This is a genomic window from Kitasatospora sp. NPDC127116 (genome assembly GCF_042677365.1).
GTDB lineage: Bacteria > Actinomycetota > Actinomycetes > Streptomycetales > Streptomycetaceae > Kitasatospora > Kitasatospora lactacystinica.
The window spans coordinates 1-24,375 of sequence record NZ_JBHXTL010000141.1 but is presented as its reverse complement, the minus strand read 5'-3'; the positions used below and the strand labels follow the sequence as shown (position 1 = coordinate 24,375).

Below are 24,375 nucleotides of genomic sequence, written 5' to 3'. Positions count from 1 at the left end.
CCGCCCCGGCACCTCCGCACGGAGGAGCCGGGCCGTCGCCGTGTCCGGGCCGGGTTCAGCCGCCGAGCTGGATGCCGGCCATCCGCTTCCACTCGTACGCGCCGGTCTTCACCTTGAGGCCCAGCTCGCCCTCGAAGTCCTCGTGCAGGGTCAGCCCGGCCAGCTCCGCGGCCCGGCGGCCGACGGCGTAGCTGGGGGCCACCTGGTCGCCCCAGGCGCCGTCCGCGCCCACCACGACGATCCGGGTGGCCACGGAGCCGACGTACTCGACGACCGCGTCGGCGCTGCCGCCGTGCTGCCGGGCGAAGCTGGTCAGGTGCTTGGCGATGCGCTTGGCACGACGCTCGGTACGGGCGTCCGGCGCGGTGGCGGTCTCAACGCTGCTCATGCCCGCATGCTACCCACCGGTAGCGCCGCTGGCGACGGGAGCACCCTGTGCACCGGGCCACATACTGGAGGAGTGACCTTCTCCGGCTGGCCGGCCGAGGCGCTCGACTTCTACGAGCACCTGGAAGCCGACAACTCCAAGACCTTCTGGCAGGCCCACAAGGACGTCTACGACGGCGTCGTCCGGGCCCCGATGGAGCTGCTGCTCGCCGAACTGGAGCCGGAGTTCGGGCCGGGGAAGATCTTCCGGCCCAACCGCGACGTCCGGTTCAGCGCCGACAAGTCCCCGTACAAGACCCACATCGGCGCCCATCTGGAGAGCGGCGGCTACATCCAGCTCTCCGCCGACGGGCTGGCCTGCGGCAACGGCTTCTACCAGCTCGCCCCGGACCAGCTGGAGCGCTACCGCGCCGCCGTCGCGGAGGACGTCACCGGCGCGGAGCTGGAGCGGGTGATCGCCCGGGTGGAGCAGCAGGGCCCGCTGGTGGTGGGCCGGGACTCCCTCAAGTCGGCCCCGCGCGGCTACCCCAAGGACCACCCCAGGATCGGGCTGCTGCGCCACAAGGGCCTGGTGGCCTGGCAGGAGTGGGAGCCCGCGAAGTGGCTGGGCACCCGCGCCGCCCACACCCGGATCACCGGCTTCCTGCACGCCTCCCAGCCGCTGCGGGACTGGCTGGACGACCACGTCGGCCCGTCCGGACTCCCCGGACGCTGACACCCCCGGAACGCGGGAGAGCCCCGGTCCACCGGACCGGGGCTCTCCCGACGAATCCCTGCTTCGCGAACGGATCCCTACTTGACGAACGGGTCGATCGCGCAGACCACCATCAGCAGCGACAGGTAGGTGATCGACCAGTGGAACAGCCGCATCTCCTTGAGCTTGGCGCCCACGATGCCGGCCTTGGCCCGCCCGTACAGCGCGTGCGCCTCGCGCAGCCAGGCCGCGCCCAGCAGCACCGCGGCGACCGGGTACAGCCAGCTCATGTGTCCCAGCGGCCAGAGCGCCAGCGAGACCGCCACCATCACCCAGGAGTAGATGACGACCTGCTTGCCGACCGCCACGTTGCCCTTGATCACCGGCAGCATCGGCACGCCGGCCCGCGCGTAGTCGTCGCGGACCTTCATCGACAGCACCCAGGTGTGCGGCGGCGTCCAGAAGAACACCACCAGGAACAGCATCACCGCGGCCCAGGACATCGAGTTGGTCACCGAGGACCAGCCGACCAGCACCGGCATGCAGCCTGCGATGCCGCCCCAGACGATGTTCTGCGAGGTGCGCCGCTTGAGACCCAGCGTGTAGACGAACACGTAGAACAGCAGCGCGCCCAGCGCCAGCCCGGCCGACAGCCAGTTGACCCCGAAGCCCAGCAGCAGGGTCGAGACGACCGCGAGCACGACGCCGAACACCAGCGCCTCGCGCGGCGACACCATCCCGGTGACGATCGGCCGCCGCTCGGTGCGCGACATGATCGCGTCGATGTCCCGGTCGATGTACATGTTGAGGGCGTTGGCGCCGCCGGCCGAGAGGTAGCCGCCGATGACGACCTTCAGCACCAGCAGCATGTTCGGCACGCCCTGTTGAGCCAGGAACATCACCGGCACGGTGCTCATCAGCAGCAGCTCGATGATCCGCGGCTTGGTCAGTGCGACGAACGCGCCGACACGGGCCCCGAACGGCCGGTGCGCAGGAGTCGCCCCGGTGACCCCGGCGGGACGGGTTTCGACGGCGGTCACTAACACCCCAACTGAAGATGAATCCTCGCAGGCGTCCACAGGAACGAAGGGTCCCGAATCGTCCGCTCTGCGCGTACCACGACACCATAGACGTTCCATATATCGCATCCGGCTCCGGGGTCCCCCGGCGAGGCGGAACGCACACCCCCGGGTGAACCGCCCGGGCGACGCCCCCGGAGGCCTCCGGGGAGGTCCGCTAGCCCGTCCTGACCACCGGAGCGGCGCGGAGCCGCGATTCGGGAGAGTCTGGGACAAATCCCTCCCGGCCTTCCCGGTGGGAATCTGCAGGGGGAATTGCCGGTTGTCCCAGCACGGAGGGTGAGCCCCGACCCGGACGGTAGGCTCGCACGCAGAAGCGGGATCTACCCTCCGTGACCGGCACCACCCAGCGTCGGGACCACAGCGCCGTGGCCGACCCGGTCCCCATTCACGGGGTCACTCTTCACAATGGAAGGAGCCCTGAGACAGGGTGAGCACTGCGCCGACGAACGCATTCGAGTGGACCGATCTGGACGAGCGCACGGTTGACACCGCGCGGGTCCTGGCCATGGACGCTGTCCAGAAGGTCGGCAACGGACATCCCGGGACGGCCATGTCGCTGGCCCCGGCCGCGTACCTGATCTTCCAGCGATTCCTGCGCCACGACCCGACGGACCCGTCCTGGGTCGGGCGCGACCGCTTCGTCCTCTCCCCCGGGCACACCAGCCTGACGCTCTACACCCAGCTGTACCTCTCGGGCTACGGCCTGGAGCTGGACGACCTCAAGGCCTTCCGGGTGGCCGGCAGCCGCACCCCGGGCCACCCCGAGCACGGCCACACCGCCGGCGTGGAGACCACCACCGGCCCGCTCGGCCAGGGCATCGCCAACGCGGTCGGCATGGCGATGGCCGCCCGCTACGAGCGCGGCCTGTTCGACCCGGAGACGGCGGCCGGGGAGTCCCCCTTCGACCACACCGTCTGGGCCATCGTCTCCGACGGCGACCTGGAGGAGGGCATCTCCGCCGAGGCCTCCTCGCTGGCCGGCCACCAGAAGCTGGGCAACCTGGTCGCGCTGTACGACGACAACCACATCTCGATCGAGGGCGACACCGAGACGGCCTTCTCCGAGGACGTCCTCAAGCGCTACGAGGCGTACGGCTGGCACGTGCAGCGCGTCACCCCGAAGGCCAACGGCGACATCGACGTCGAGGCCCTCGCCGGTGCGCTGGCCGCCGCCAAGGCCGAGACCGCCCGCCCGTCGATGATCGCGATGCGCACGATCATCGCCTGGCCGGCCCCGGACGCCCAGAACACCGCCAAGGCGCACGGCTCCGCGCTCGGCGCCGCCGAGATCGCCGCCACCAAGAAGGTCCTGGGCTTCGACCCGGAGAAGACCTTCGAGGTCAGCGACCAGGTCATCGAGCACGCCCGGCTGGTCATCAAGCGCGGCAAGGCCGCCCGCGACCAGTGGCAGCAGGGCTTCGACGCCTGGCGCGCCGCCGACGCGCACCGGGCCGCCGAGTTCGACCGCATCCAGGCCGGCGAGCTGCCCGAGGGCTGGAAGAAGGCCGTCCCGTCCTTCCCGGCCGGCAAGGACGTCGCCACCCGCAAGGCCTCCGGCGAGACCCTCAAGGCGCTCGGCGCGGTGATCCCGGAGCTGTGGGGCGGCTCGGCCGACCTCGCGGAGTCCAACCTCACCACCATCGACGAGGACAGCTCCTTCCTCCCCGAGGGCAACCCGCTGAAGTCGGCGAGCCCGTACGGCCGGACGATCCACTTCGGCATCCGCGAGCACGCCATGGGCTCGACCATGAACGGCATCGCCCTGCACGGCAGGACCCGCGTGTACGGCGGCACCTTCCTGGTCTTCGCCGACTACATGCGCCCGGCCGTCCGCCTGGCCGCGCTGATGAAGCTGCCGGTCACCTATGTCTGGACGCACGACTCGATCGGCCTCGGCGAGGACGGCCCGACCCACCAGCCGGTCGAGCACATGGCCTCGCTGCGCGCCATCCCGGGCCTGGCCATGGTCCGCCCGGCCGACGCCAACGAGACGGCCGTCGCCTGGCGCACCGTCATCGAGCGCCAGACCAGCCACCCCGGCCCGGTCGGCCTCGCGCTGACCCGCCAGAACGTCCCGACCTTCGACCGCGAGGTCTTCGCCTCCGCCGAGGGCACCGCCAAGGGCGCCTACGTGCTGGCCGAGGCCTCCACCGGCGACCCGCAGGTGATCCTGCTGGGCACCGGCTCCGAGGTCCAGCTGGCCGTCCAGGCCCGCGAGGTGCTGGAGGCCGAGGGCATCGCCACCCGCGTGGTCTCGGTCCCGTCCTTCGAGTGGTTCCAGGAGCAGGACCAGGCCTACCGCGACAGCGTGCTGCCGCCGTCGGTCAAGGCCCGCGTCTCGGTCGAGGCCGGCATCGCCCAGGGCTGGCGCGAGCTGGTCGGCGACCACGGCCGGATCGTCTCGCTGGAGCACTTCGGCGCCTCCGCCGACTACAAGGTGCTCTTCGAGGAGTTCGGCATCACCGCCGAGCGCGTGGTGGCCGAGGCCCACAACGCCCTGCGCTCCCTCGAGGCCGTCAACCGCTAGCGGCACCCGGGCCGGGGCCGCCGACCGCACATCGGCGCCCCGGCCCTTCGACCACCCCACGAAGCAGAAGAACAAAGGGACTGAAGCACCATGACTGACGCACTGAAGCGCCTCAGCGACGAAGGCGTTGCGATCTGGCTGGACGACCTCAGCCGCAAGCGGCTGAACTCCGGCAACCTGGCCGAACTGGTGCAGAACAAGCACGTGGTGGGCGTGACCACCAACCCGACCATCTTCCAGAAGGCCATCGCCGGCTCCGGGGACGACTCCTACGACGGCCAGCTGCGCGACCTCGCCGTCCGCAAGGTCACCACCGACGAGGCGATCCGCATGATCACCACCTCGGACGTGCGCGACGCGGCCGACGTGCTGCGCCCCGTCTACGACGCCTCCAACGGCCGCGACGGCCGGGTCTCCATCGAGGTCGACCCGCGCCTGGCGCACGAGACCGCCACCACCGTGGCCGAGGCCAAGCAGCTGTGGTGGCTGGTCGACCGCCCGAACGTCTTCATCAAGATCCCCGCCACCAAGGCCGGCCTGCCCGCGATCGCCGAGGTCATCGGCAGGGGCATCAGCGTCAACGTCACGCTGATCTTCTCGCTGGAGCGCTACAAGGCCGTCATCGACGCCTACCTGACCGGCCTGGAGGCCGCCAAGGCCAAGGGCCTGGACCTCTCCCAGATCGAGTCGGTCGCCTCCTTCTTCGTCTCCCGCGTGGACACCGAGATCGACAAGCGCCTGGACAAGATCGGCGGCGAGGCCAGGAACCTGCGCTCCAAGGCCGCGCTGGCCAACGCCCGCCTCGCCTACCAGGCGTACGAGGAGGTCTTCGGCAGCGTCGACGGCAAGACCGCCGGCAGCGCCCGCTGGAGCGCCCTGGAGGCCGCCGGCGCCAAGCCGCAGCGCCCGCTGTGGGCCTCGACCGGCGTCAAGGACCCGGCCCTGCCGGACACCCTGTACGTCACCGAGCTGGTCGCCCCCGGCACCGTCAACACGATGCCCGAGGCCACCCTGGAGGCCACCGGCGACCACGGCGTGGTCACCGGCAACACCATCGTCCCCAACTACGCCGACGCCAAGGCCGTGCTGGACGCGATCGCCGCGGCCGGCGTGGACTACGACGACGTCGTCCAGCTGCTGGAGGACGAGGGCGTCGAGAAGTTCGAGCAGTCCTGGAACGAGCTGCTCGACACCGTCACCGCCTCGCTCGCTTCCTTCGCCGACGAGAAGTGACCCCTGCTCACAGCCAGCGCACGAAAGCGGAGCCCATCAAGTGAGCACTGATTTCCCCGAGTTGACACCGGAATCGGACGCGGACGATCTCCCGCCCACCCCCGTCAACCCGCTTCGTGACCCCTCCGACCGACGGCTCCCGCGCATCGCGGGGCCGTCCGGTCTGGTCATCTTCGGGGTCACCGGCGACCTGTCCCGCAAGAAGCTGATGCCGGCCATCTACGACCTGGCCAACCGCGGTCTGCTTCCGCCGGGCTTCTCCCTCGTCGGCTTCGCCCGCCGCGAGTGGGACGACGAGGACTTCGCCAAGGAGGTCCACGACGCCGTCCGGGACCACGCCCGCACCCCGTTCCGGGAGGAGGTCTGGCAGCAGCTCGCCAAGGGCATGCGCTTCGTCCACGGGACCTTCGACGACGACGACGCCTTCGACAAGCTGCGCGAGACCATCGAGGAGCTGGACAAGGCCCAGGGCACCGGCGGCAACTTCGCCTTCTACCTGTCCGTCCCGCCGAAGTTCTTCCCCACCGTCGTCCAGCAGCTCAAGAAGCACGGCCTGGCCGACCCGCCCTCCTCGCCCGCCAACGGGCAGGAGGGGACCGGCAGGACCTCCTGGCGCCGCGCGGTCATCGAGAAGCCCTTCGGCCACGACCTGGAGAGCGCGCAGGAGCTCAACAAGGTCGTCCACGAGGTCTTCCCCCGGGACGAGGTCTTCCGGATCGACCACTACCTGGGCAAGGAGACGGTCCAGAACATCCTGGCGCTGCGCTTCGCCAACCAGATGTTCGAGCCGATCTGGAACCGGTCGTACGTCGACCACGTGCAGATCACCATGGCCGAGGACATCGGCATCGGCGGCCGGGCCGGCTACTACGACGGCATCGGCTCCGCCCGTGACGTGATCCAGAACCACCTGCTCCAGCTGATGGCGCTCACCGCCATCGAGGAGCCGGCGTCCTTCCACCCCAAGGCGCTGGTGGCCGAGAAGCTCAAGGTGCTCAGCGCCGTCAAGCTCCCGGCCGACCTCGGCCGGCACACCGTGCGCGGCCAGTACGCGTCCGGCTGGCAGGGCGGCGAGGAGGTCGTCGGCTACCTGGACGAGGACGGGATCGACCCGGACTCCAAGACCGACACCTACGCGGCCATCAAGCTGGAGATCAACAACCGCCGCTGGGCGGGCGTCCCGTTCTACCTGCGGACCGGCAAGCGCCTGGGCCGCCGGGTCACCGAGATCGCGGTCGTCTTCCAGCGCGCCCCGTACCTGCCGTTCGACTCCTACGCGACCGAGGAGCTGGGGCAGAACGCCCTGGTCATCCGGGTCCAGCCGGACGAGGGCGTCACCGTGCGGTTCGGCTCCAAGGTGCCGGGCACCTCCTTCGAGGTCCGGGACGTGACGATGGACTTCGCCTACGGCGAGTCCTTCACCGAGTCCAGCCCGGAGGCGTACGAGCGGCTCATCCTCGACGTGCTGCTCGGCGACGCCAACCTGTTCCCGCGCCACCAGGAGGTCGAGCTCTCCTGGCAGATCCTCGACCCGATCGAGAAGTACTGGGACACCCACGGCAAGCCCGCCCAGTACGCGGCGGGGACCTGGGGCCCGGTCGAGGCGGACGAGATGCTCGCACGAGACGGCAGGAGCTGGCGCCGGCCATGAAGATCGACCTCACCAACACGACGTCCAGCAAGATCAACGCCGCGCTGATGGAGGCGCGCCGGGCCCGCGGTTCCGGCGCCGCCGGCATGGTGCTCACCCTGGTGATAGTGACCGACGAGGGCAGCGCCTACGACGCCCTCAAGGCCGCCAACGACGCCTCCCGCGAGCACCCGATGCGCACCCTCGCGGTGATCAAGCGCGCCGGGCGCTCGCCCCGGGCCCGCGCCGAGACCCGGCTGGACGCCGAGATCCTGGTCGGCTCGGACGCCGGCTCCGGCGAGACGGTCGTCCTGCGGATGCACGGCGAACTCGCCGCGCACGCCCAGTCGGTGGTCCTGCCGCTGCTGCTGCCGGACGCCCCGACCGTCGTCTGGTGGCCGGACAACGCGCCGCTGCACCCGGCGCAGGACCCGCTGGGCTCGATCGCCCAGCGCCGGATCACCGACGCCGTCACCGCCGAGTCCCCGGTCGGCCAGCTCGCCCAGCGCGCGCAGAGCTACACCCCGGGCGACACCGACCTGGCCTGGACCCGGGTCACCGGCTGGCGCTCGATGCTGGCCGCCGCGCTGGACCAGCGGCCGTCCACGATCGTCTCCGCGGTGGTCGAGGGCGAGTCCTACAACCCCAGCGTCGAGCTGCTCGGCCTCTGGCTGACCAACCGGCTGCACGTGCCGGTCGAGCGGGTCGTCACCAACGGCCCCGGCATCACCGCGGTGCACCTGCGCACCAAGGACGGGGACATCACCCTGGACCGCCCGGACGGCCTGCTGGGCACGCTCTCCATGCCCGGCTCGCCGGACCGCCAGGTGGCGCTCAAGCGGCGCGAGACCTCGGAGCTGATCGCCGAGGAGCTGCGCCGCCTGGATCCGGACGACATCTACGCGACGGCCGTGCGCACGCCCGTCGACCAGCTGCACGAGCCGGCCAACGCCGAGACCGCGGCGGCGGAGCGGGTCGCCCGGGAGGTCGCCGAGGACGCCGTCGAGGAGGCCGCCGAGGCCGCCGTGGCCAACCCGGACCGGGTGACCGCCGGGACGGCGGACCGGAAGCCCGCCCGGAAGGCCGCCGGCAAGCGCGCCACCAAGGAAGGCGCATGACCAACGCGACCCCCCAGCTCGTCGTCCACCGGGACAAGGAGCTGATGGCCCAGGCGGCCGCGGCCCGGCTGATCACCCGGATCGTGGACGCCCAGGCCGCCCGCGGCAGCGCCTCGGTGGTGCTCACCGGCGGCCGCAACGGCAACGCCCTGCTGGCCGCGATCGCCGCCTCCCCGGCGCGCGACGCGGTCGACTGGGGCCGGCTGGACCTCTGGTGGGGCGACGAGCGCTTCCTGCCCGCCGCCGACCCGGAGCGCAACGCCGTCCAGGCGCGCGCCGAACTGCTGGACGCCGTCCCGCTCGACCCGGCGCGGGTGCACGAGATGCCCGCCTCGGACGGGGTGGACGGCTCGGACGTGGAGGCCGCCGCCGCCCGCTACGCCGAGGAGTTGGCGAAGGCGGCCGGCCCGGGCGACCGGCTCGGCGTCCCGGCCTTCGACGTGCTGCTGCTCGGCGTCGGCCCGGACACCCACGTCGCCTCGCTCTTCCCCGAGCACCCGGGCGTGCGGGAGACCGAGCTGACCGTGGTCGGCGTGCGCGGGGCCCCCAAGCCCCCGCCGACCCGGGTCTCGCTCACCCTCCCGGCGATCCGCACCGCCCGCGAGGTCTGGCTGCTGGCCGCCGGGGAGGACAAGGCGGGCGCGGTCGCGCTGGCGCTGTCCGGCCCGGGCGAGCTCCAGGCGCCCGCCTCCGGCGCGTACGGCCGCGGCCGCACCCTGTGGCTGCTGGACCGCGCCGCCGCGGAGCGGATCCCGCCGCAGCTCTACCCGCCGGCCTCCGCGTAGCCGGCCCGGCGACGCCGAAGGGCGCCACCGTCACTCGACGGTGGCGCCCTTCGTGCTGTTTGCCGTTGCGTTCGGACCGTTGCGCCGGACTCAGATCTCGCCGCGGAGCTTCGCCAGCGCCTCGGCCAGGATCGCCTCGCCGTCGGCGTCGGTGCGCCGCTCACGGACGTAGGCGAGGTGGGTCTTGTAGGGCTCGTTGCGCGAGGGCGCCGGCGGGTTGTGCTGGTCCTGCCCCGCGGGGAAGCCGCAGCGCGGGCAGTCCCAGGTGTCCGGGATCGCCGCTTCGGCGGCGAAGCTGGGGCGGGTCTCGTGCTTGTTCGCGCACCAGAAGGAGATCCGGTTGCGCGGGGCGGACTCGCCGCGTTCCGCCTCGCCCATCGGGCCGGCCCCGACCCTGCTGCCACGGATGGCATTGCCACTTGCCACGGTCTGACTCCCTGCGTACTGGTGCGCCGACCCGCCGCGGTGCGCGTCGGTGGCGAAAGTCGTCCTAGTGTAAGCAGGAGTTAAGCATCCGCCACCATCGCCTCCGCACCCGACCGTCCCAGGATAGGCGCTCGGGCGACGGGGCGTCAGGGATACGTCAGACCGAGGTCTTCATCAGCAGGCCGAGGACGATGATGGACGCGAACCATCCCACGCCGACCACGATGGTGATGCGGTCCAGGTTGCGCTCGGCCACCGCCGAACCGCCGCCGGTGGACATCGCGCCACCGCCGAACATGTCCGACAGGCCGCCGCCCTTCCCCTTGTGCAGCAGCACCAGCAGGATCATCAGAAGACTGAAGATGATCAGGGCAATCGAGAACCCGAGAACCACGACGGGACCAACTCTCTCGTATCTTCGGCGAAGGGGCCGGGCCGCGTACGGCGGTCCGGCCCCAAAGCCTACGTTGCTGCGGCGGCGTTAGCCTACTGCCTGCTCACGGTAGCGCACGATCTTGACGAACTCGTCGGCGTCCAGCGAGGCACCGCCGACCAGGCCGCCGTCGATGTCGGGCTTGGCCATCAGACCGGCCGCGCTCGACGACTTCACCGAACCGCCGTACAGCACCCGGACCTTGCCGGCCAGCTCGGCGTCGTACAGCTCGGCGATCCGCTTGCGGATGGCGGCGCAGACCTCCTGCGCGTCCTCCGGGGTGGCCACCTCGCCGGTGCCGATCGCCCAGACCGGCTCGTAGGCGACCACGATCGACTCGGCCTGGTGGGCCGGGACGTCGGCCAGGCCGCCGTCCAGCTGGGCCAGGGTGTACTCGACGTGGGTGCCGGCCTTGCGGATCTCCAGCGGCTCGCCGACGCACAGGATCGGGGTGACCCCGGCCCGGTAGGCGGCCTTCACCTTGGCGTTGACGATCTCCTCGTTCTCGCCGTGGTACTGGCGGCGCTCGGAGTGGCCGATCACCGCGTAGGTGCACTGGAGCTTGGCCAGCATCGGGCCGGAGACCTCGCCGGTGTAGGCCCCGCCGTCGTGCTGCGAGATGTCCTGCGAGCCGTACTTGATCTTCAGCTTGTCGCCGAAGACCAGGGTCTGCACCGAGCGCAGGTCGGTGAACGGCACCAGGACGGCGACCTCGACGGCCTCGTAGTCCTTGTCGGCCAGCGCGAAGGCCAGCTTCTGGGTGTGCTGGATGGCCTCAAGGTGGTTGAGGTTCATCTTCCAGTTGCCCGCCATCAGCGGGAGACGGTCGGTCATGTGTGTCAGTCCTCCAGTGCGGCGAGACCGGGGAGGGTCTTGCCCTCCAGGTACTCGAGGCTGGCGCCGCCGCCGGTCGAAATGTGTCCAAAGGCGTTCTCGTCGAAGCCCAGGATGCGGACGGCCGCGGCGGAGTCGCCGCCGCCGACCACGGTGAACGCGTCGCTGTCGAGCAGGGCCTGCGCGACGGCCTTGGTGCCGTTCGCGTAGTCCGGGTGCTCGAAGACGCCCATCGGGCCGTTCCAGAACACCGTGCCCGCGTCGGCCAGCTTGGCCGCGTACAGCTCGCGGGTCTTCGGGCCGATGTCCAGGCCCTCCTGGTCGGCCGGGATGGCGTCGGCGTCGACGGTCGTCGGGTTCGCCGGGGCCTTGGTCTTGAGGTCCGGGAACTCGGCGGAGACCAGGACGTCCGTCGGCAGCACGAACTCGACGCCCCGCTGCTCGGCCCGGGCCAGGTACTCCAGGCAGACCGGGATCTGGTCCGCCTGCAGCAGCGAGATGCCGACCTCGTGGCCCTTGGCCTTGAGGAAGGTGTACGCCATGCCGCCGCCGATCAGGATCCGGTCGGCCTTCTCCAGCAGGTTGTCGATCACGCCGAGCTTGTCGGAGACCTTGGCGCCCCCGAGCACGACGACGTACGGGCGGGCGACGTCCTCGGTGAGCTTCTTCAGCACGCCGACCTCGGTGGCGATCAGGTCGCCGGCGGCGTGCGGCAGCAGCGCCGGCAGGTCGAACACCGAGGCGTGCTTGCGGTGCACGGCGCCGAAGCCGTCGCCCACGTACAGGTCGGCCAGCGCGGCCAGCTGCTCGGCGAAGGCCTTGCGCTCGGCGTCGTCCTTGCTGGTCTCGCCCGCGTTGAAGCGCAGGTTCTCCAGCAGCGCGACCTCGCCGTTCGCCAGCGCGGCGGCGGTGGCGGTGGCGCTGTCGCCGACGGTGTCGGTGGCGAAGGCGACGTCCTTGCCGAGGATCTCGCCGAGGCGCTCGGCCACCGGGGCGAGCGAGAACCGCGACTCCGGCTCGCCCTTGGGGCGGCCGAGGTGCGAGGCGACGACGACCTTCGCACCGGCCGCGGCCAGCTTGGCGATGGTCGGCGCGACGGCGCGGATGCGGCCGTCGTCGGTGATCGTGGCGCCGTCCAGCGGCACGTTCAGGTCGGCGCGCACGAAGACGCGCTTGCCTTCGACACCGGCTTCGATGAGCTCTTCGATGGTCTTCACGGGGATTCGGTTTCTCCTGGGGAGATGGTTGATGCGCAGAGGCGGCACGGCGCAGGGGCCGCCTGAGAAGTCCTTGAGCGCGGAACGAGGGCCCGGTCGGCACCGTACGCCGTCCGGGCCCTCGCCCCTACATCACGTCAGCTCCCGCAACGTCAGAGCTGCCCGCCGACGAGGGCGACCAGGTCGACGACGCGGTTCGAGTAGCCCCACTCGTTGTCGTACCAGCCGAGCACCTTGACCTGGTTGCCCTGGACCATGGTGAGCTGGCTGTCGAAGATGCACGAGGCCGGGTCGTTCACGATGTCCGAGGAGACGATCGGGTCCTCGGTGTAGGCCAGGATGCCCTTGAGCGGGCCCTCCTGCGCGGCCTTCTGGAAGGCGGCGTTGACCTCGTCCTTGGTGACCTCGCGCTCCAGGGTGACGACCAGGTCGGTGATGGAGCCGGTCGGGACCGGGACGCGCAGCGAGGTGCCGTCCAGCTTGCCCTTCAGCTCCGGCAGGACCAGGGCGGTCGCCTTGGCGGCGCCGGTCGAGGTCGGGATGATGTTCTGCGAGGCCGCACGAGCACGGCGCAGGTCCTTGTGCGGGAAGTCCAGGGTCACCTGGTCGTTGGTGAACGCGTGGACGGTGGTCATCAGACCCTTGACGATGCCGAAGCTCTCGTTCAGCACCTTCGCCATCGGCGCCACACAGTTGGTGGTGCAGGAGGCGTTGGAGATGATGTGGTGGTTGGCGGCGTCGTACTTCTCGTCGTTGACACCCAGGACGATGGTGACGTCCTCGTCGGTGGCGGGCGCCGAGATGATGACCTTCTTCGCGCCGGCGGCGAGGTGCTTCTTCGCGGCCTCGGCCTTGGTGAAGATGCCGGTGGACTCGACGACGATGTCGGCGCCCAGGGCGGCCCACGGAAGGTTCGCGGGGTCACGCTCGGCGGTCACCTTGAAGGTGTGGCCGTCGACGGTGATGCTGTCCTCGGTGTGCGAGACCTCGGCCTGGAGGGTACCCAGGGTGGTGTCGTACTTGAGCAGGTGAGCCAGGGTCTTCGTGTCGGTGAGGTCGTTGACACCGACGATCTCGATGTCCGCGCCCTGGGCCTTGACCGCGCGGAAGAAGTTGCGGCCGATGCGGCCGAAGCCGTTGATGCCTACCCGGATCGTCACGAACCGATCTCCTCGTTAGGTACGCCGGGCGCGAGGCCCGGCGGGATGAGATTTGGGAAGTCCCCGACCGCCTATGACCCTACCCCTCCGGGGCCTGGGACGGCACATCGCGCCGCCTGGTGAGACCGGGCGTGGCGTGCCCCAAACCCCATTTCAGGCCGTCCGGCCCAGGCCTGCCGGGCAGTTGGCCCCAGGTCAGTGGTCTCTACCAATTCGGGAGTGTCGCGGCTGTCCGGAAACGACCGCGGCCGGCGCCCGGAAGTCCGGGCACCGGCCTGTCGTGATCACGGAGCGTGAGCGTGGGCGTCAGCTCATCGCCATCTCGGTCAGTTCATCGCCATCTCGTCGGTGAGGCTGGCCTCGGTGCTCGGCAGGCCGAGCTCGGAGGCCCGCTTGTCGGCCATCGCCAGCAGGCGGCGGATCCGCCCGGCCACCGCGTCCTTGGTCAGCGGCGGGTCGGCGAGCGCGCCCAGCTCCTCCAGCGAGGCCTGCTTGTGCTGCATCCGCAGCTGGCCGGCCGCGGCCAGGTGCTCGGGCACCTCGTCGCCGAGGATCTCCAGCGCGCGGGCCACCCGGGCGCCGGCCGCCACCGCGGCGCGGGCCGAGCGGCGCAGGTTGGCGTCGTCGAAGTTGGCCAGCCGGTTGGCGGTGGCGCGCACCTCGCGCCGCATCCGGCGCTCCTCCCAGGCGAGCACCGACTCGTGCGCGCCGAGCCGGGTCAGCAGGGCGCCGATCGCGTCGCCGTCGCGGATCACCACCCGGTCGACGCCGCGCACCTCGCGGGCCTTGGCCGGGATGCCGAGCCGGCGGGCGGCGCCGACCAGGGCGAGGGCGGCCTCCGAGCCGGGGCAGGTGATCTCCAGCGAGGAGGAGCGGCCCGGCTCGGTGAGCGAGCCGTGCGCCAGGAAGGCCCCGCGCCAGGCCGCCTCGGCATCGCAGGTGGCCCCGGAGACGACCGCCGGGGGCAGGCCCCGGATCGGACGGCCGCGGCCGTCCACGAGCCCGGTCTGGCGCGCCAGCAGCTCGCCGTCCTTGACCACCCGGACCACGAAGCGGCTGCCCCGGCGCAGTCCGCCGGGGGCCATCACCACCAGGTCCGAGGAGTGCCCGAAGATCTCCAGCAGGTCCTTGCGCAGCCGCCGTGCCGCCGCTCCGGTGTCCAGCTCCGCCTCGATCACGATGCGGCCGCTCACGATGTGCAGCCCGCCCGCGAACCGCAGGATCGCCGACACCTCCGCCTTGCGACAGCAGGCCCGGGTGACCGGGAGCCGGCTGATCTCGTCCTTCACCGCTGGAGTCATCGCCATGGCCCGATCCTTCCATGTGTCCGGAAAATCCGGTCGTACGCTGCCGCCAACAGCTCGGGGTCGTGTCGCGGCGTCCCGTCGGCGCGGGCCACCGAGCCGAGCACCAGAGCCGCTCCCATCCGTTCGGCGGCCTTCTCCAGTCCGTCCAGGTCGGCCTGGCCGAAGGCCCCGCCGGTGACGGCGCGCTCGTCCACCAGGATCGCATCCACGGCGAGGTCCGGAGCGTGGTCGGCGATGACCTCCAGGTGGCGCTGCGGCGTGAAGCCCTCGGTCTCCCCCGGCTGGGGGGCCAGGTTCAGGGTGAGCAGGCGGCGGGCGCGGGTCTCGGTGAGCGCCGCGGCCAGCTCGGGCACCAGCAGGTGCGGCAGCACGCTGGTGAACCAGGAGCCGGGGCCGAGCACCACCCAGTCCGCCTCCCGGACGGCGGTGACCGCCTCCGGGACGGCGGGCGGCTCGTCCGGCAGCAGCCGGATCGACTGCACGGTGCCCGGGGTCACCGCGACGTCGGCCTGGCCGCGCACGGCCGTGACCTCGCCGGGGCGCGCCGGGTCGTGGCCGCGGACGGTCGCCTCGATGTCCAGCGGCACCGCCGACATCGGCAGCACCCGGCCCTGCACGTTGAGCAGCCGGCCGACCCAGTCCAGGGCCGCCACCGGGTCGCCCAGCTTCTCCCAGAGCGCGACGATCAGCAGGTTGCCCACCGCGTGGCCGCCGAGCTCGCCGTTGCCGGTGAAGCGCTGCTGGATCACCTCGGACCAGGTGCGGCCCCAGTCGTCGTCCCCGCACAGCGCGGCCAGCGCCTTGCGCAGGTCGCCCGGGGGCAGCACGCCCAGCTCCTCGCGCAGCCGGCCGCTGGAGCCGCCGTCGTCGGCGACGGTGACCACGGCGGTGAGGTCGCTGGTGAGCCGGCGCAGCGCCGACAGCGAGGCCGACAGGCCCTGCCCGCCGCCGAGCGCGGTGATCCTCGGGGCCGGATTGGCGCGGGCGGGACTGCTGCGCGGACGGCCCGGCGCCGTGGGCCGGGCCGGGCTGCCCGCCCGGTCACCGGTCCTGCTCTGCGGCTGTCGCCCGGGCACGTATCCCGCCACACTCACCTCGCGTTCCTCGGCCCGCCGACCGCTCCGCCGGCGGGCCCGGCAGGGAGGCGGCGGTTACTCCCGTCCCATGTCACGGTGGACGAGCACCGTCTCGACTCCGTCGGCGATGAGACGCTTGGTCAGACGCTCGGACATGGCGACGCTGCGGTGCTTGCCACCGGTGCAGCCTACGGCAAGCGTCATGTAGCGCTTCCCCTCGCGGCGGTATCCCTCGGTGATGATGCGCAGGAGCTGGGCGTAACCGTCCAGGAACTCGTTGGCTCCGGGCTGCTGGAAGACGTAGTCGGCGACGTCCGCGTCGGTGCCGGTGCGGGCCCGCAGTTCGGGCACCCAGTGCGGGTTGGGCAGGAAGCGGCAGTCCACCACGAGGTCGGCGTCGACCGGCAGGCCGTACTTGAATCCGAAGGACATCACGGTGGCGCGCAGCTCGGGCTCGTCGTGGTCGGCGAACTGGGCGTCCAGCTTGGCGCGCAGCTGGTGCACGTTGAGGTTGGAGGTGTCGATCACCAGGTCGGCCTCGCCGCGCAGGTCGCGCAGCAGGTCGCGCTCCTGGGCGATGCCGTCCACGATCCGGCCGTCGGCCTGCAGCGGGTGCGGGCGGCGGACGCTCTCGAAGCGGCGCACCAGCGCCTCGTCGGAGGAGTCCAGGAAGACGACCCGGAGCCGGACCCCGCGCTTCTCCAGCTCGTCCAGCGAGGTGAGCAGGTCGTCGAAGAACTGCCGGCCGCGGACGTCCACGACCACGCCGATCCTGGCGACGTTGCCCTGGGAGCGCGCGCCCAGGTCGACCATGGTCGGAATCAGGGCCGGCGGCAGGTTGTCCACCACGAACCAGCCGAGGTCCTCCAGGCACTTGGCCGCGGTGGAGCGGCCGGCTCCGGACATCCCGGAGATGATCACCAGCTCCGGCGCGTTCTCGGCCACGTCTGACACGGTCACTTCGGTTCCCCGCTCTCGGTCTTTCTGCTGGGGAGAACGCGTACGGCTCGGCCGCCCTTCCCCGGCCCGGGCAGGCGGGCGGGGCCGGGGCACACCGGCTGACGGGCGGCGTCGGCCGTCATGGCGTCTCCTGGGATGGTGCGGTCTGGGGTGCTGCTGCCACCGGCTCGGCGGCCTGCTCGGCCCCGTCCTCGATGATCTCGCCGGTCGCGGTGTTGACCGCGGGTGCGACGGGTGTACGGGACGACAACGCCTCCGCAACAGTCTGCGCGGTGCGGCGTCCGATGCCGGGTACCTCGCAGAGCTCGTCCACGGTGGCGGCCCGGAGCTTCTTCAGCGAGCCGAAGTGCTTGAGCAGCGCCCGGCGGCGAGTCTCGCCGAGGCCCGGGACGGAGTCCAGTTCCCCGGCGGTGAGTCGCTTGGAACGCTTGTTGCGCTGATAGCTGATCGCGAAGCGGTGCGCCTCGTCGCGGACCCGCTGGAGCAGGTAGAGGCCCTCGCTGGAGCGGGGCAGCACCACCGGGTCGTCCTCGCCGGGCAGCCAGACCTCCTCCAGGCGCTTGGCCAGGCCGCACAGCGCGACGTCGTCGATGCCGAGCTCGTCCAGGGCGCGCTTGGCGGCGGCGACCTGCGGCTGCCCGCCGTCGACGACCAGCAGCTGCGGCGGGTAGGCGAAGCGCTTGGGGCGGCCGTCCTCGTCCCGGGTGCCGCCGGTGCCGGTGTCCGGGTCGGTGCCGCCGCCCGGGTCGGTGCCGGTGTCGTCCTCCTCCGGGACGGCCCACTCGCCGGTCCGCTCGCGCTCCTGGAGGTAGCGGCGGAAGCGCCGGCCGATCACCTCGTGCATCGAGCGGACGTCGTCCTGGCCCTCGAAGCCCTTGATCTGGAAGCGCCGGTACTCGCTCTTGCGGGCCAGGCCGTCCTCGAAGACGACCATGGAGGCGACCACGTCCTCGCCCTGGAGGTGGGAGATGTCGTAGCACTCGATGCGCAGCGGGACGGAGTCCAGCTCCAGCGCGTCGGCGATCTCCTGGAGGGCGCGGCTTCGGGTGGTGAGGTCGGAGGCGCGCTTGGTCTTGTGCAGTGCCAGCGCCTGCTGGGCGTTGCGCTGCACGGTGGCCATCAGGTCCTTCTTGTCGCCGCGCTGGGGGACGCGCAGGTCGACCTGGCTGCCGCGCAGGCCGCTCAGCCACTCGCGGACCGGCTCCGCCGGGGCGGGCAGGGCGGGGACGAGCACCTCGCGGGGGACGGACTCGCCGCCGCCGTAGAGCTGCTGGAGGGCGTGCTCGACCAGGCCGGCGGTGTCGACGTCCTCGACCTTGTCGGTGACCCAGCCGCGCTGGCCGCGCACCCGGCCGCCGCGGACGTGGAAGATCTGCACGGCGGCTTCGAGCTCGTCCTCGGCGAGGGCCAGCAGGTCGGCGTCGGTGGCGTCGGCGAGCACGATGGCGTTCTTCTCCATCGCGCGCTTGAGGGCGCCGATGTCGTCCCGCAGCCGGGCCGCCTTCTCGTACTCCAGCTCCTCGGCGGCCTCCTGCATCTGTTCTTCCAGCCGGCGCAGGTAGTTGCCGGTGCGCCCGGCCATGAAGTCGCAGAAGTCCTCGGCCAGCGCGCGGTGTTCGTCCGCCGAGACCTTGCCGACGCAGGGCGCGGCGCACTTGCCGATGTAGCCGAGCAGGCAGGGCCGGCCGACCTGGCGGGCGCGCTTGAAGACGCCGTTGGAGCAGGTGCGGACGGGGAAGACGCGCAGCAGCAGGTCGACCGTCTCGCGGATCGCCCAGGCGTGCCCGTACGGGCCGAAGTAGCGCACGCCCTTCTTGTGCGCCCCGCGCATCACCTGGACCCGCGGGTACTCCTCGTCGAGGGTGACGGCGAGTTCCGGATAGCTCTTGTCGTCGCGGTACTTGACGTTGAACCGCGGGTCGAACTCCTTGATCCAGGAGTACTCCAGCTGGAGCGCCTCGACCTCGGTGCCGACCACGGTCCACTCCACCGAGGCGGCGGTGGTGACCATCGTCGCGGTGCGCGGGTGCAGACCGGCCAGGTCCTGGAAGTAGGACGACAGGCGCGGCCGCAGGCTCTTGGCCTTCCCGACGTAGATGACCCGGCCGTGGGCGTCGCGGAACCGGTAGACGCCGGGGGAGGTCGGGATCGCACCGGGCGCGGGGCGGTAGGTGCTCGGGTCAGCCATGGGTCCACCGTACCGAGTGGGGCCGGGGCCGCGGGGCGGAGATCGTCGGGGAGGACCGTGGTGGTCGGAAGGCGGTCAACTGGGTCAGCTCGGGGTCACCTTGAGGTTGCCGCCCTCGACCGTGACGGTGTAGGCGGGCAGCGGGGAGGGGGCCGGTCCGTCCTGCACGGAGCCGTCGGCGATGGCGAAGCGGCTGCCGTGGCAGGGGCACTGGATCTGGTTGTTCTTCACCTGGTCCACGAGGCAGCCGGCGTGGGTGCACCGGGCGTTGAACGCCTTGTACTGGCCGGCGGTGGGCTGGGTCACCACGATCTTCTGCTCGCGGTAGACCTTGCCGCCGCCCTCCGGCACGGCCGAGGCCGGGCCGAGGTCGACCGGGCCCTTGGGGGCGCTGTTGCCGGAGGAGGCGGAGGAGCTGCACCCGGTGACCGCCACGGTGCCGCCGGCCGCCAGGACGGCCGCGGCCCCGCAGAGCAGGGTGCGGCGGGAGGCGGTGGGGCTGGTCTCGGGGGCCTCGGACATCGGTGTGCTCCTACGGTTGCTGCTGCGGCGAGGGACCACGGAATTCTATGCCGCGCCACCCCGCCGCTCCCGGGCCGCCCGGCGTGCGGCGGCGGGGAGCGGCGGGGTGGCCGGACGGGACTACTTCTTCGCGGCGGCCGCGCGCTTGCGCGGCGCCCTCTTCGCCGGGGCGGCGACCGGGGCGTCCGTGAAGTCGGCCGGCAGGATGTCCCGCAGGAACTTGCCGGTGTGGCTCTCCGGGACGGCGGCGATCTGCTCCGGGGTGCCCTCGGCGACCACCGTGCCGCCGCCGGAGCCGCCCTCGGGGCCCATGTCGACGACCCAGTCGGCGGTCTTGATCACATCGAGGTTGTGCTCGATGACGATCACCGTGTTGCCCTTGTCCACCAGCCCGCTGAGCACCTTGATCAGCTTGCTGATGTCCTCGAAGTGCAGGCCGGTGGTGGGCTCGTCCAGCACGTAGACCGTCCGCCCGGTGGAGCGCTTCTGGAGCTCCGAGGCGAGCTTGACGCGCTGCGCCTCACCGCCGGAGAGGGTGGGCGCGGACTGGCCGAGCCGGACGTAGCCGAGGCCGACGTCGTTGAGCGTGCGCAGGTGCCGGGCGATCGCCGGGACGGCCTCGAAGAAGTCCAGGGCCTCCTCGATCGGCATGTCCAGCACCTCGGCGATGGACCTGCCCTTGTAGTGGACCTCCAGCGTCTCCCGGTTGTACCGGGCGCCGTGGCAGACCTCGCACGGCACGTAGACGTCCGGCAGGAAGTTCATCTCGATCTTGATGGTGCCGTCGCCCGAGCAGTTCTCGCAGCGGCCGCCCTTGACGTTGAAGGAGAACCGGCCGGGCAGGTAGCCGCGGACCTTGGCCTCCTGCGTCTCCGCGAAGAGCCGGCGGACGTGGTCGAACACGCCGGTGTAGGTGGCCGGGTTGGAGCGCGGGGTGCGGCCGATCGGCGACTGGTCGACGTGCACCACCTTGTCCACCTGGTCGGTGCCGGTGATCCGGGTGTGCCGGCCGGGCACGCTGCGGGCGCCGTTCAGCTCCCGCGCGAGGTGGGTGTACAGGATGTCGTTGACCAGCGTCGACTTGCCGGAGCCGGAGACGCCGGTGATCGCGGTGAAGGTGCCCAGCGGGAAGCCGACCGTGACGTCCTTGAGGTTGTGCTCGCGGGCGCCGTGGACGGTCAGCTGGCGCTTCTTGTCCCGCTCGCGGCGGGAGGCCGGGATCGGGATGGACCGCTTGCCGGAGAGGTACTGGCCGGTCAGCGACTCCTTGTTGGTGAGCAGCTGCTTCAGCGAGCCGGAGTGCACCACCTTGCCGCCGTGCTCGCCGGCGCCCGGGCCGATGTCGACCACCCAGTCCGCGGTCTTGATGGTGTCCTCGTCGTGCTCGACGACGATCAGGGTGTTGCCGATGTCGCGCAGCCGCACCAGCGTCTCGATCAGCCGGTGGTTGTCCCGCTGGTGCAGGCCGATGGACGGCTCGTCCAGCACGTACAGCACGCCGACCAGGCCGGAGCCGATCTGGGTGGCCAGCCGGATGCGCTGGGCCTCGCCGCCGGACAGGGTGCCGGCCGCGCGGTCGAGCGAGAGGTAGTCCAGGCCGACGTCGACCAGGAAGCGCAGCCGCTCGTTGACCTCCTTGAGGACCCGCTCGGCGATCTGCTTGTCCCGGGCGTTCAGCTTCATCGCGCCCAGGAACTCGGAGCAGTCGCTGATCGACATCGAGGAGACATCGGCGATCGACCTGCCCTCGACGGTGACCGCGAGCACCACCGGCTTGAGCCGGGTTCCCTGGCAGGTCGGGCAGGGCACCTCGCGCATGTAGCCCTCGAAGCGCTCGCGGCTGCTGTCGCTCTCCGCCTCGGTGTGCCGGCGCTGGATGAACGGGATCGCGCCCTCGAAGCCGGTGCTGTACGAGCGCTCCCGGCCGAAGCGGTTGCGGTAGCGGACCTCCACCTGGTGCTTGTGCCCGTACAGCAGCGCCTTCCTGGCCCGGGCGGGCAGCCCGGCCCAGGGGATGTCGGTGCGGAAGCCGAGCTCCCCGGCGAGCGCGTCGATCAGGCGCTGGAAGTACTCCTTGGCGTGCCCGGCCGACCACGGGTGGATCGCGCCCTCGTCCAGCGAGCGCTCGACGTCGGGCACGACCAGCTCCGGGTCGACCTCCATCCGGTTGCCCAGGCCCGAGCAGTCCGGGCAGGCGCCGAACGGCGAGTTGAAGGAGAACGAGCGCGGCTCCAGCTCCTCGAACGACACGTCGTCGTACGGGCAGTAGAGGTGCTCGGAGTACATCCGCTCGCGCTCCGGGTCGTCCTCGGGGAGGTCGACGAAGTCGAGCACGACCATGCCGCCGGACAGGCGCAGGGCCGTCTCCACCGAGTCGGTGAGCCGCCGCTTGGCGCTGTCCTTGACGGTCAGGCGGTCGATCACCACCTCGATGGTGTGCTTCTCCTGCTTCTTGAGCTTCGGCGGCTCGGCGAGCTGGATCGTCCCGCCGTCGACGCGGGCGCGGGAGTAGCCCTTGGACTGGAGGTCGGCGAAGAGGTCGACGAACTCGCCCTTGCGCTCGCGCACCACCGGGCTCAGCACCTGGAAGCGGGTGCCCTCGGCGAGCTCCAGCACCTTGTCCACGATCGCCTGCGGCGACTGCTTGGCGATCGGCCGGCCGCAGTGCGGACAGTGCGGCTTGCCGATCCGGGCGAACAGCAGGCGCAGGTAGTCGTAGACCTCGGTGATGGTGCCGACGGTCGAACGGGGGTTGCGGTTGGTGGACTTCTGGTCGATCGAGACGGCCGGGGAGAGGCCCTCGATGAAGTCCACGTCGGGCTTGTCCATCTGCCCGAGGAACTGGCGGGCGTAGGAGGACAGCGACTCGACGTAGCGGCGCTGGCCCTCGGCGAAGATCGTGTCGAAGGCGAGCGAGGACTTGCCGGAGCCGGAGAGGCCCGTGAAGACGATGAGGGAGTCGCGGGGCAGGTCGAGCGAGACGTTCTTGAGGTTGTGCTCGCGAGCACCGCGGACGATGAGGCGGTCGGCCACTGCTTCTGGCGCCTTTCTCCGGGGCGAGAGGGCTTGCGGTGAGTATCTGTACTTCTTCCAGGATGCGGCAGCCAGCCTATAGCTCAGACGTTCGAATATCGACTCTGTCCAGCGGAGACCACCCGAACGAGTGAGGGCCACCCCGGGGCCGTCCGTACCCGCACGGCGCGCATAGCCGAAAACCCCCTGCTCAGAGCCCGGATCCGGCGGTAGCGTCACCTGGTCAACGAGCGAAGCCCCCGCGGGCAACGCACCCTCTCGTCACAGAAGGCGGATTCGATGACCGACCCACAGCCGACCGACCCGCACACCGCCGCCGCGGCCGCCGCCCGGCACCTGGCCGGGGTCGAGGAGAGCACCCGGCACCTGCTGCACACCGCGGCCGAGCTGAAGCCCGAGGCCCTCGCCGAGCCCTCCGCGCTGCCCGGCTGGACCCGCGGCCACGTGCTGGCCCACCTCGCCCGCAACGCCGACTCCCTGGTCAACCTGCTGACCGGCGCCCGCACCGGCACCGACGTCCCCCAGTACGCCAGCAACGAGGCCCGCGACCAGGAGATCGAGCGCGACGCGCCGCGCCCGCTGGAGGTCCAGCTCGCCGACCTGCGGGAGTCCCACGAGCGCTTCCTGGCCGCCGCCGCGCTGATGGACCCCGAGGCCTGGGCCGTCGGGGTCAGGCACCGCTCCGGCTACGTCTTCCCGGCCTTCGACATCCCGGGCAAGCGCGTGGTGGAGCTGGAGTTCCACCACGTCGACCTGGACGGCGGCTACACCCCGGCGCACTGGCCGCAGGAGTTCGCGGTCACCCGGTTCCGCGGGCTCGCCGAGGGGCTGGCCGGGGAGGCCGGCCTGCCCGCCGTGGAGCTGGTCGCCGACGACACCGAGGACCGCGCCGTGATCGGCACCGGCACCCCGGCCCTGACCGTCGAGGGCCCGGTCCGCGCGCTGACCGCGTGGCTCTCCGGCCGTTCCGCCGGCGACGGCCTGCGCCACACCCCCGGCACCACCCTCCCCCGGCTTCCCCCGATGGGCTGACGGCGCGAGGATGATCCCAGGATCCACTGGAGAGGGAGCGAACGGATGACGTACCACGGAGCGGTCAAGGTCGGCGGAGCGCCGGACGTGCGGGAGCTGGCCCACCTGATCATCACCAAGGTCGCCGTCGGCCCGTACGACAACAACGCCTACCTGCTGCGCTGCCGGGCCACCGACGAACAGCTCCTGATCGACGCGGCCGCCGACGCGCCGGTGCTGCTGGAGACCGTCGGGGACGACCTCGAAACGGTGGTCACCACCCACCGGCACCACGACCACTGGGGCGCGCTGGCCGAGGTGGTCGCCACCACCGGCGCCCGGACGGCCGCCGGCGAGCACGACGCCGAGGGCATCGACGTCCCCACCGAGCTGCTGCTCGCGGACGGTGCCGGGCTGCGGGTCGGCGAGGTCGAGCTCACCGTCCGCCACCTGGTCGGCCACACCCCCGGCGCGATCGTGCTGGTCTACGACGACCCCCAGGGCCACCCGCACGTCTTCACCGGCGACTGCCTCTTCCCCGGCGGCGTGGGCAACACCTGGGGCGACCCGGAGGCCTTCCGGACGCTCTACCGCGACGTCACCGAGAAGATCTTCGACGTCCTCCCCGACGAGTCCTGGGTCTACCCCGGCCACGGCAACGACACCACCCTGGGGGCCGAGCGCCCGCACCTCGACGAGTGGCGCGAGCGCGGCTGGTAGCCCCGCCCCGCCCCCGCCGAACGGCCGAGGCC

General features: G+C 71.6%; 21 protein-coding genes. 8 read left to right on the top strand and 13 right to left on the bottom strand.

Annotation, left to right across the window (positions count from 1 at the left end; all coding sequences use genetic code 11):
- Positions 1-55 precede the first annotated feature (55 nt).
- Positions 56-388: a hypothetical protein gene (locus ACFVHV_RS36775; protein ID WP_359912949.1), complete on the bottom strand. Its 333-nt coding sequence runs from the start codon at positions 386-388 to the stop codon at positions 56-58.
- Positions 389-460: 72 nt separating this feature from the next.
- Here ACFVHV_RS36775 and ACFVHV_RS36770 point away from each other — a divergent pair, with 72 nt between their 5' ends.
- Positions 461-1,102 carry a DUF2461 domain-containing protein gene (locus tag ACFVHV_RS36770; protein ID WP_359912946.1) on the top strand — a complete coding sequence of 214 codons (642 nt, stop codon included), beginning with the start codon at positions 461-463 and terminating at the stop codon, positions 1,100-1,102.
- A gap of 77 nt (positions 1,103-1,179) precedes the next feature.
- Here ACFVHV_RS36770 and ACFVHV_RS36765 read toward each other — a convergent pair whose 3' ends face one another.
- Positions 1,180-2,127: a heme o synthase gene (locus tag ACFVHV_RS36765; RefSeq protein WP_359912943.1), complete on the bottom strand. Its 948-nt coding sequence runs from the start codon at positions 2,125-2,127 to the stop codon at positions 1,180-1,182.
- Between the two features lie 463 nt (positions 2,128-2,590).
- On the opposite strand from ACFVHV_RS36765, the gene tkt reads away from it, so the two are divergent.
- From tkt to pgl, 5 genes are all read left to right on the top strand, one after another.
- Positions 2,591-4,690 (top strand): transketolase, encoded by a 2,100-nt coding sequence (gene tkt / locus ACFVHV_RS36760; RefSeq protein ID WP_380357301.1) that lies wholly within the window; start codon positions 2,591-2,593, stop codon positions 4,688-4,690.
- 90 nt (positions 4,691-4,780) lie between these two features.
- Complete coding sequence (gene tal, locus ACFVHV_RS36755; protein ID WP_359912937.1) at positions 4,781-5,923, top strand: transaldolase; 1,143 nt, start codon at positions 4,781-4,783, stop codon at positions 5,921-5,923.
- A gap of 61 nt (positions 5,924-5,984) precedes the next feature.
- Positions 5,985-7,574: a glucose-6-phosphate dehydrogenase gene (gene zwf / locus ACFVHV_RS36750; RefSeq protein ID WP_359912954.1), complete on the top strand. Its 1,590-nt coding sequence runs from the start codon at positions 5,985-5,987 to the stop codon at positions 7,572-7,574.
- Positions 7,571-8,671, top strand: a complete 1,101-nt coding sequence (gene opcA / locus ACFVHV_RS36745; protein ID WP_359912934.1) for a glucose-6-phosphate dehydrogenase assembly protein OpcA — start codon at positions 7,571-7,573, stop codon at positions 8,669-8,671. Before zwf ends, opcA begins: the two co-directional genes overlap by 4 nt.
- Positions 8,668-9,456, top strand: coding sequence for a 6-phosphogluconolactonase (pgl, locus tag ACFVHV_RS36740; RefSeq protein ID WP_359912931.1), 789 nt, complete (start codon positions 8,668-8,670; stop codon positions 9,454-9,456). Before opcA ends, pgl begins: the two co-directional genes overlap by 4 nt.
- Positions 9,457-9,546: 90 nt before the next feature.
- Here pgl and ACFVHV_RS36735 read toward each other — a convergent pair whose 3' ends face one another.
- The 11 genes from ACFVHV_RS36735 to uvrA form a co-directional block, all read right to left on the bottom strand.
- Positions 9,547-9,834 carry an RNA polymerase-binding protein RbpA gene (locus ACFVHV_RS36735; protein ID WP_030238413.1) on the bottom strand — a complete coding sequence of 96 codons (288 nt, stop codon included), beginning with the start codon at positions 9,832-9,834 and terminating at the stop codon, positions 9,547-9,549.
- Between the two features lie 205 nt (positions 9,835-10,039).
- Positions 10,040-10,276, bottom strand: coding sequence for a preprotein translocase subunit SecG (gene secG, locus ACFVHV_RS36730; protein ID WP_359817184.1), 237 nt, complete (start codon positions 10,274-10,276; stop codon positions 10,040-10,042).
- 87 nt (positions 10,277-10,363) lie between these two features.
- Positions 10,364-11,149 (bottom strand): triose-phosphate isomerase, encoded by a 786-nt coding sequence (gene tpiA, locus ACFVHV_RS36725; RefSeq protein ID WP_359912928.1) that lies wholly within the window; start codon positions 11,147-11,149, stop codon positions 10,364-10,366.
- 5 nt (positions 11,150-11,154) lie between these two features.
- The gene (locus tag ACFVHV_RS36720; protein WP_359912925.1) at positions 11,155-12,366 is read right to left on the bottom strand and encodes a phosphoglycerate kinase; all 1,212 of its coding nucleotides are present in this window, start codon (positions 12,364-12,366) and stop codon (positions 11,155-11,157) included.
- A gap of 152 nt (positions 12,367-12,518) precedes the next feature.
- On the bottom strand, positions 12,519-13,526 hold the full coding sequence (gap, locus tag ACFVHV_RS36715) for a type I glyceraldehyde-3-phosphate dehydrogenase (RefSeq protein WP_359912922.1): 1,008 nt from the start codon (positions 13,524-13,526) through the stop codon (positions 12,519-12,521).
- Positions 13,527-13,852: 326 nt separating this feature from the next.
- Positions 13,853-14,833: a DNA-binding protein WhiA gene (gene whiA, locus ACFVHV_RS36710; protein ID WP_049649611.1), complete on the bottom strand. Its 981-nt coding sequence runs from the start codon at positions 14,831-14,833 to the stop codon at positions 13,853-13,855.
- On the bottom strand, positions 14,824-15,921 hold the full coding sequence (gene yvcK, locus ACFVHV_RS36705) for a uridine diphosphate-N-acetylglucosamine-binding protein YvcK (RefSeq protein ID WP_380357305.1): 1,098 nt from the start codon (positions 15,919-15,921) through the stop codon (positions 14,824-14,826). The genes whiA and yvcK overlap by 10 nt, the downstream gene beginning before the upstream one ends.
- Positions 15,922-15,984: 63 nt before the next feature.
- Entirely contained in the window at positions 15,985-16,869 is an 885-nt protein-coding gene (gene rapZ / locus ACFVHV_RS36700) for an RNase adapter RapZ (protein WP_359912919.1), read from the bottom strand.
- Between the two features lie 118 nt (positions 16,870-16,987).
- Positions 16,988-19,057 (bottom strand): excinuclease ABC subunit UvrC, encoded by a 2,070-nt coding sequence (gene uvrC / locus ACFVHV_RS36695; protein WP_359912916.1) that lies wholly within the window; start codon positions 19,055-19,057, stop codon positions 16,988-16,990.
- Between the two features lie 84 nt (positions 19,058-19,141).
- The gene (locus tag ACFVHV_RS36690) at positions 19,142-19,579 is read right to left on the bottom strand and encodes a Rieske (2Fe-2S) protein (RefSeq protein ID WP_380357294.1); all 438 of its coding nucleotides are present in this window, start codon (positions 19,577-19,579) and stop codon (positions 19,142-19,144) included.
- Positions 19,580-19,699: 120 nt separating this feature from the next.
- Positions 19,700-22,612, bottom strand: a complete 2,913-nt coding sequence (gene uvrA, locus ACFVHV_RS36685) for an excinuclease ABC subunit UvrA (RefSeq protein WP_359912911.1) — start codon at positions 22,610-22,612, stop codon at positions 19,700-19,702.
- Positions 22,613-22,891: 279 nt separating this feature from the next.
- On the opposite strand from uvrA, the gene ACFVHV_RS36680 reads away from it, so the two are divergent.
- Together ACFVHV_RS36680 and ACFVHV_RS36675 are read left to right on the top strand one after the other, a co-directional pair.
- A complete protein-coding gene (locus ACFVHV_RS36680; protein WP_359912908.1) occupies positions 22,892-23,644 on the top strand; it encodes a maleylpyruvate isomerase family mycothiol-dependent enzyme in 753 nt (250 codons plus the stop codon).
- Positions 23,645-23,689: 45 nt separating this feature from the next.
- The gene (locus ACFVHV_RS36675) at positions 23,690-24,343 is read left to right on the top strand and encodes an MBL fold metallo-hydrolase (protein ID WP_359912905.1); all 654 of its coding nucleotides are present in this window, start codon (positions 23,690-23,692) and stop codon (positions 24,341-24,343) included.
- Positions 24,344-24,375 lie beyond the last annotated feature (32 nt).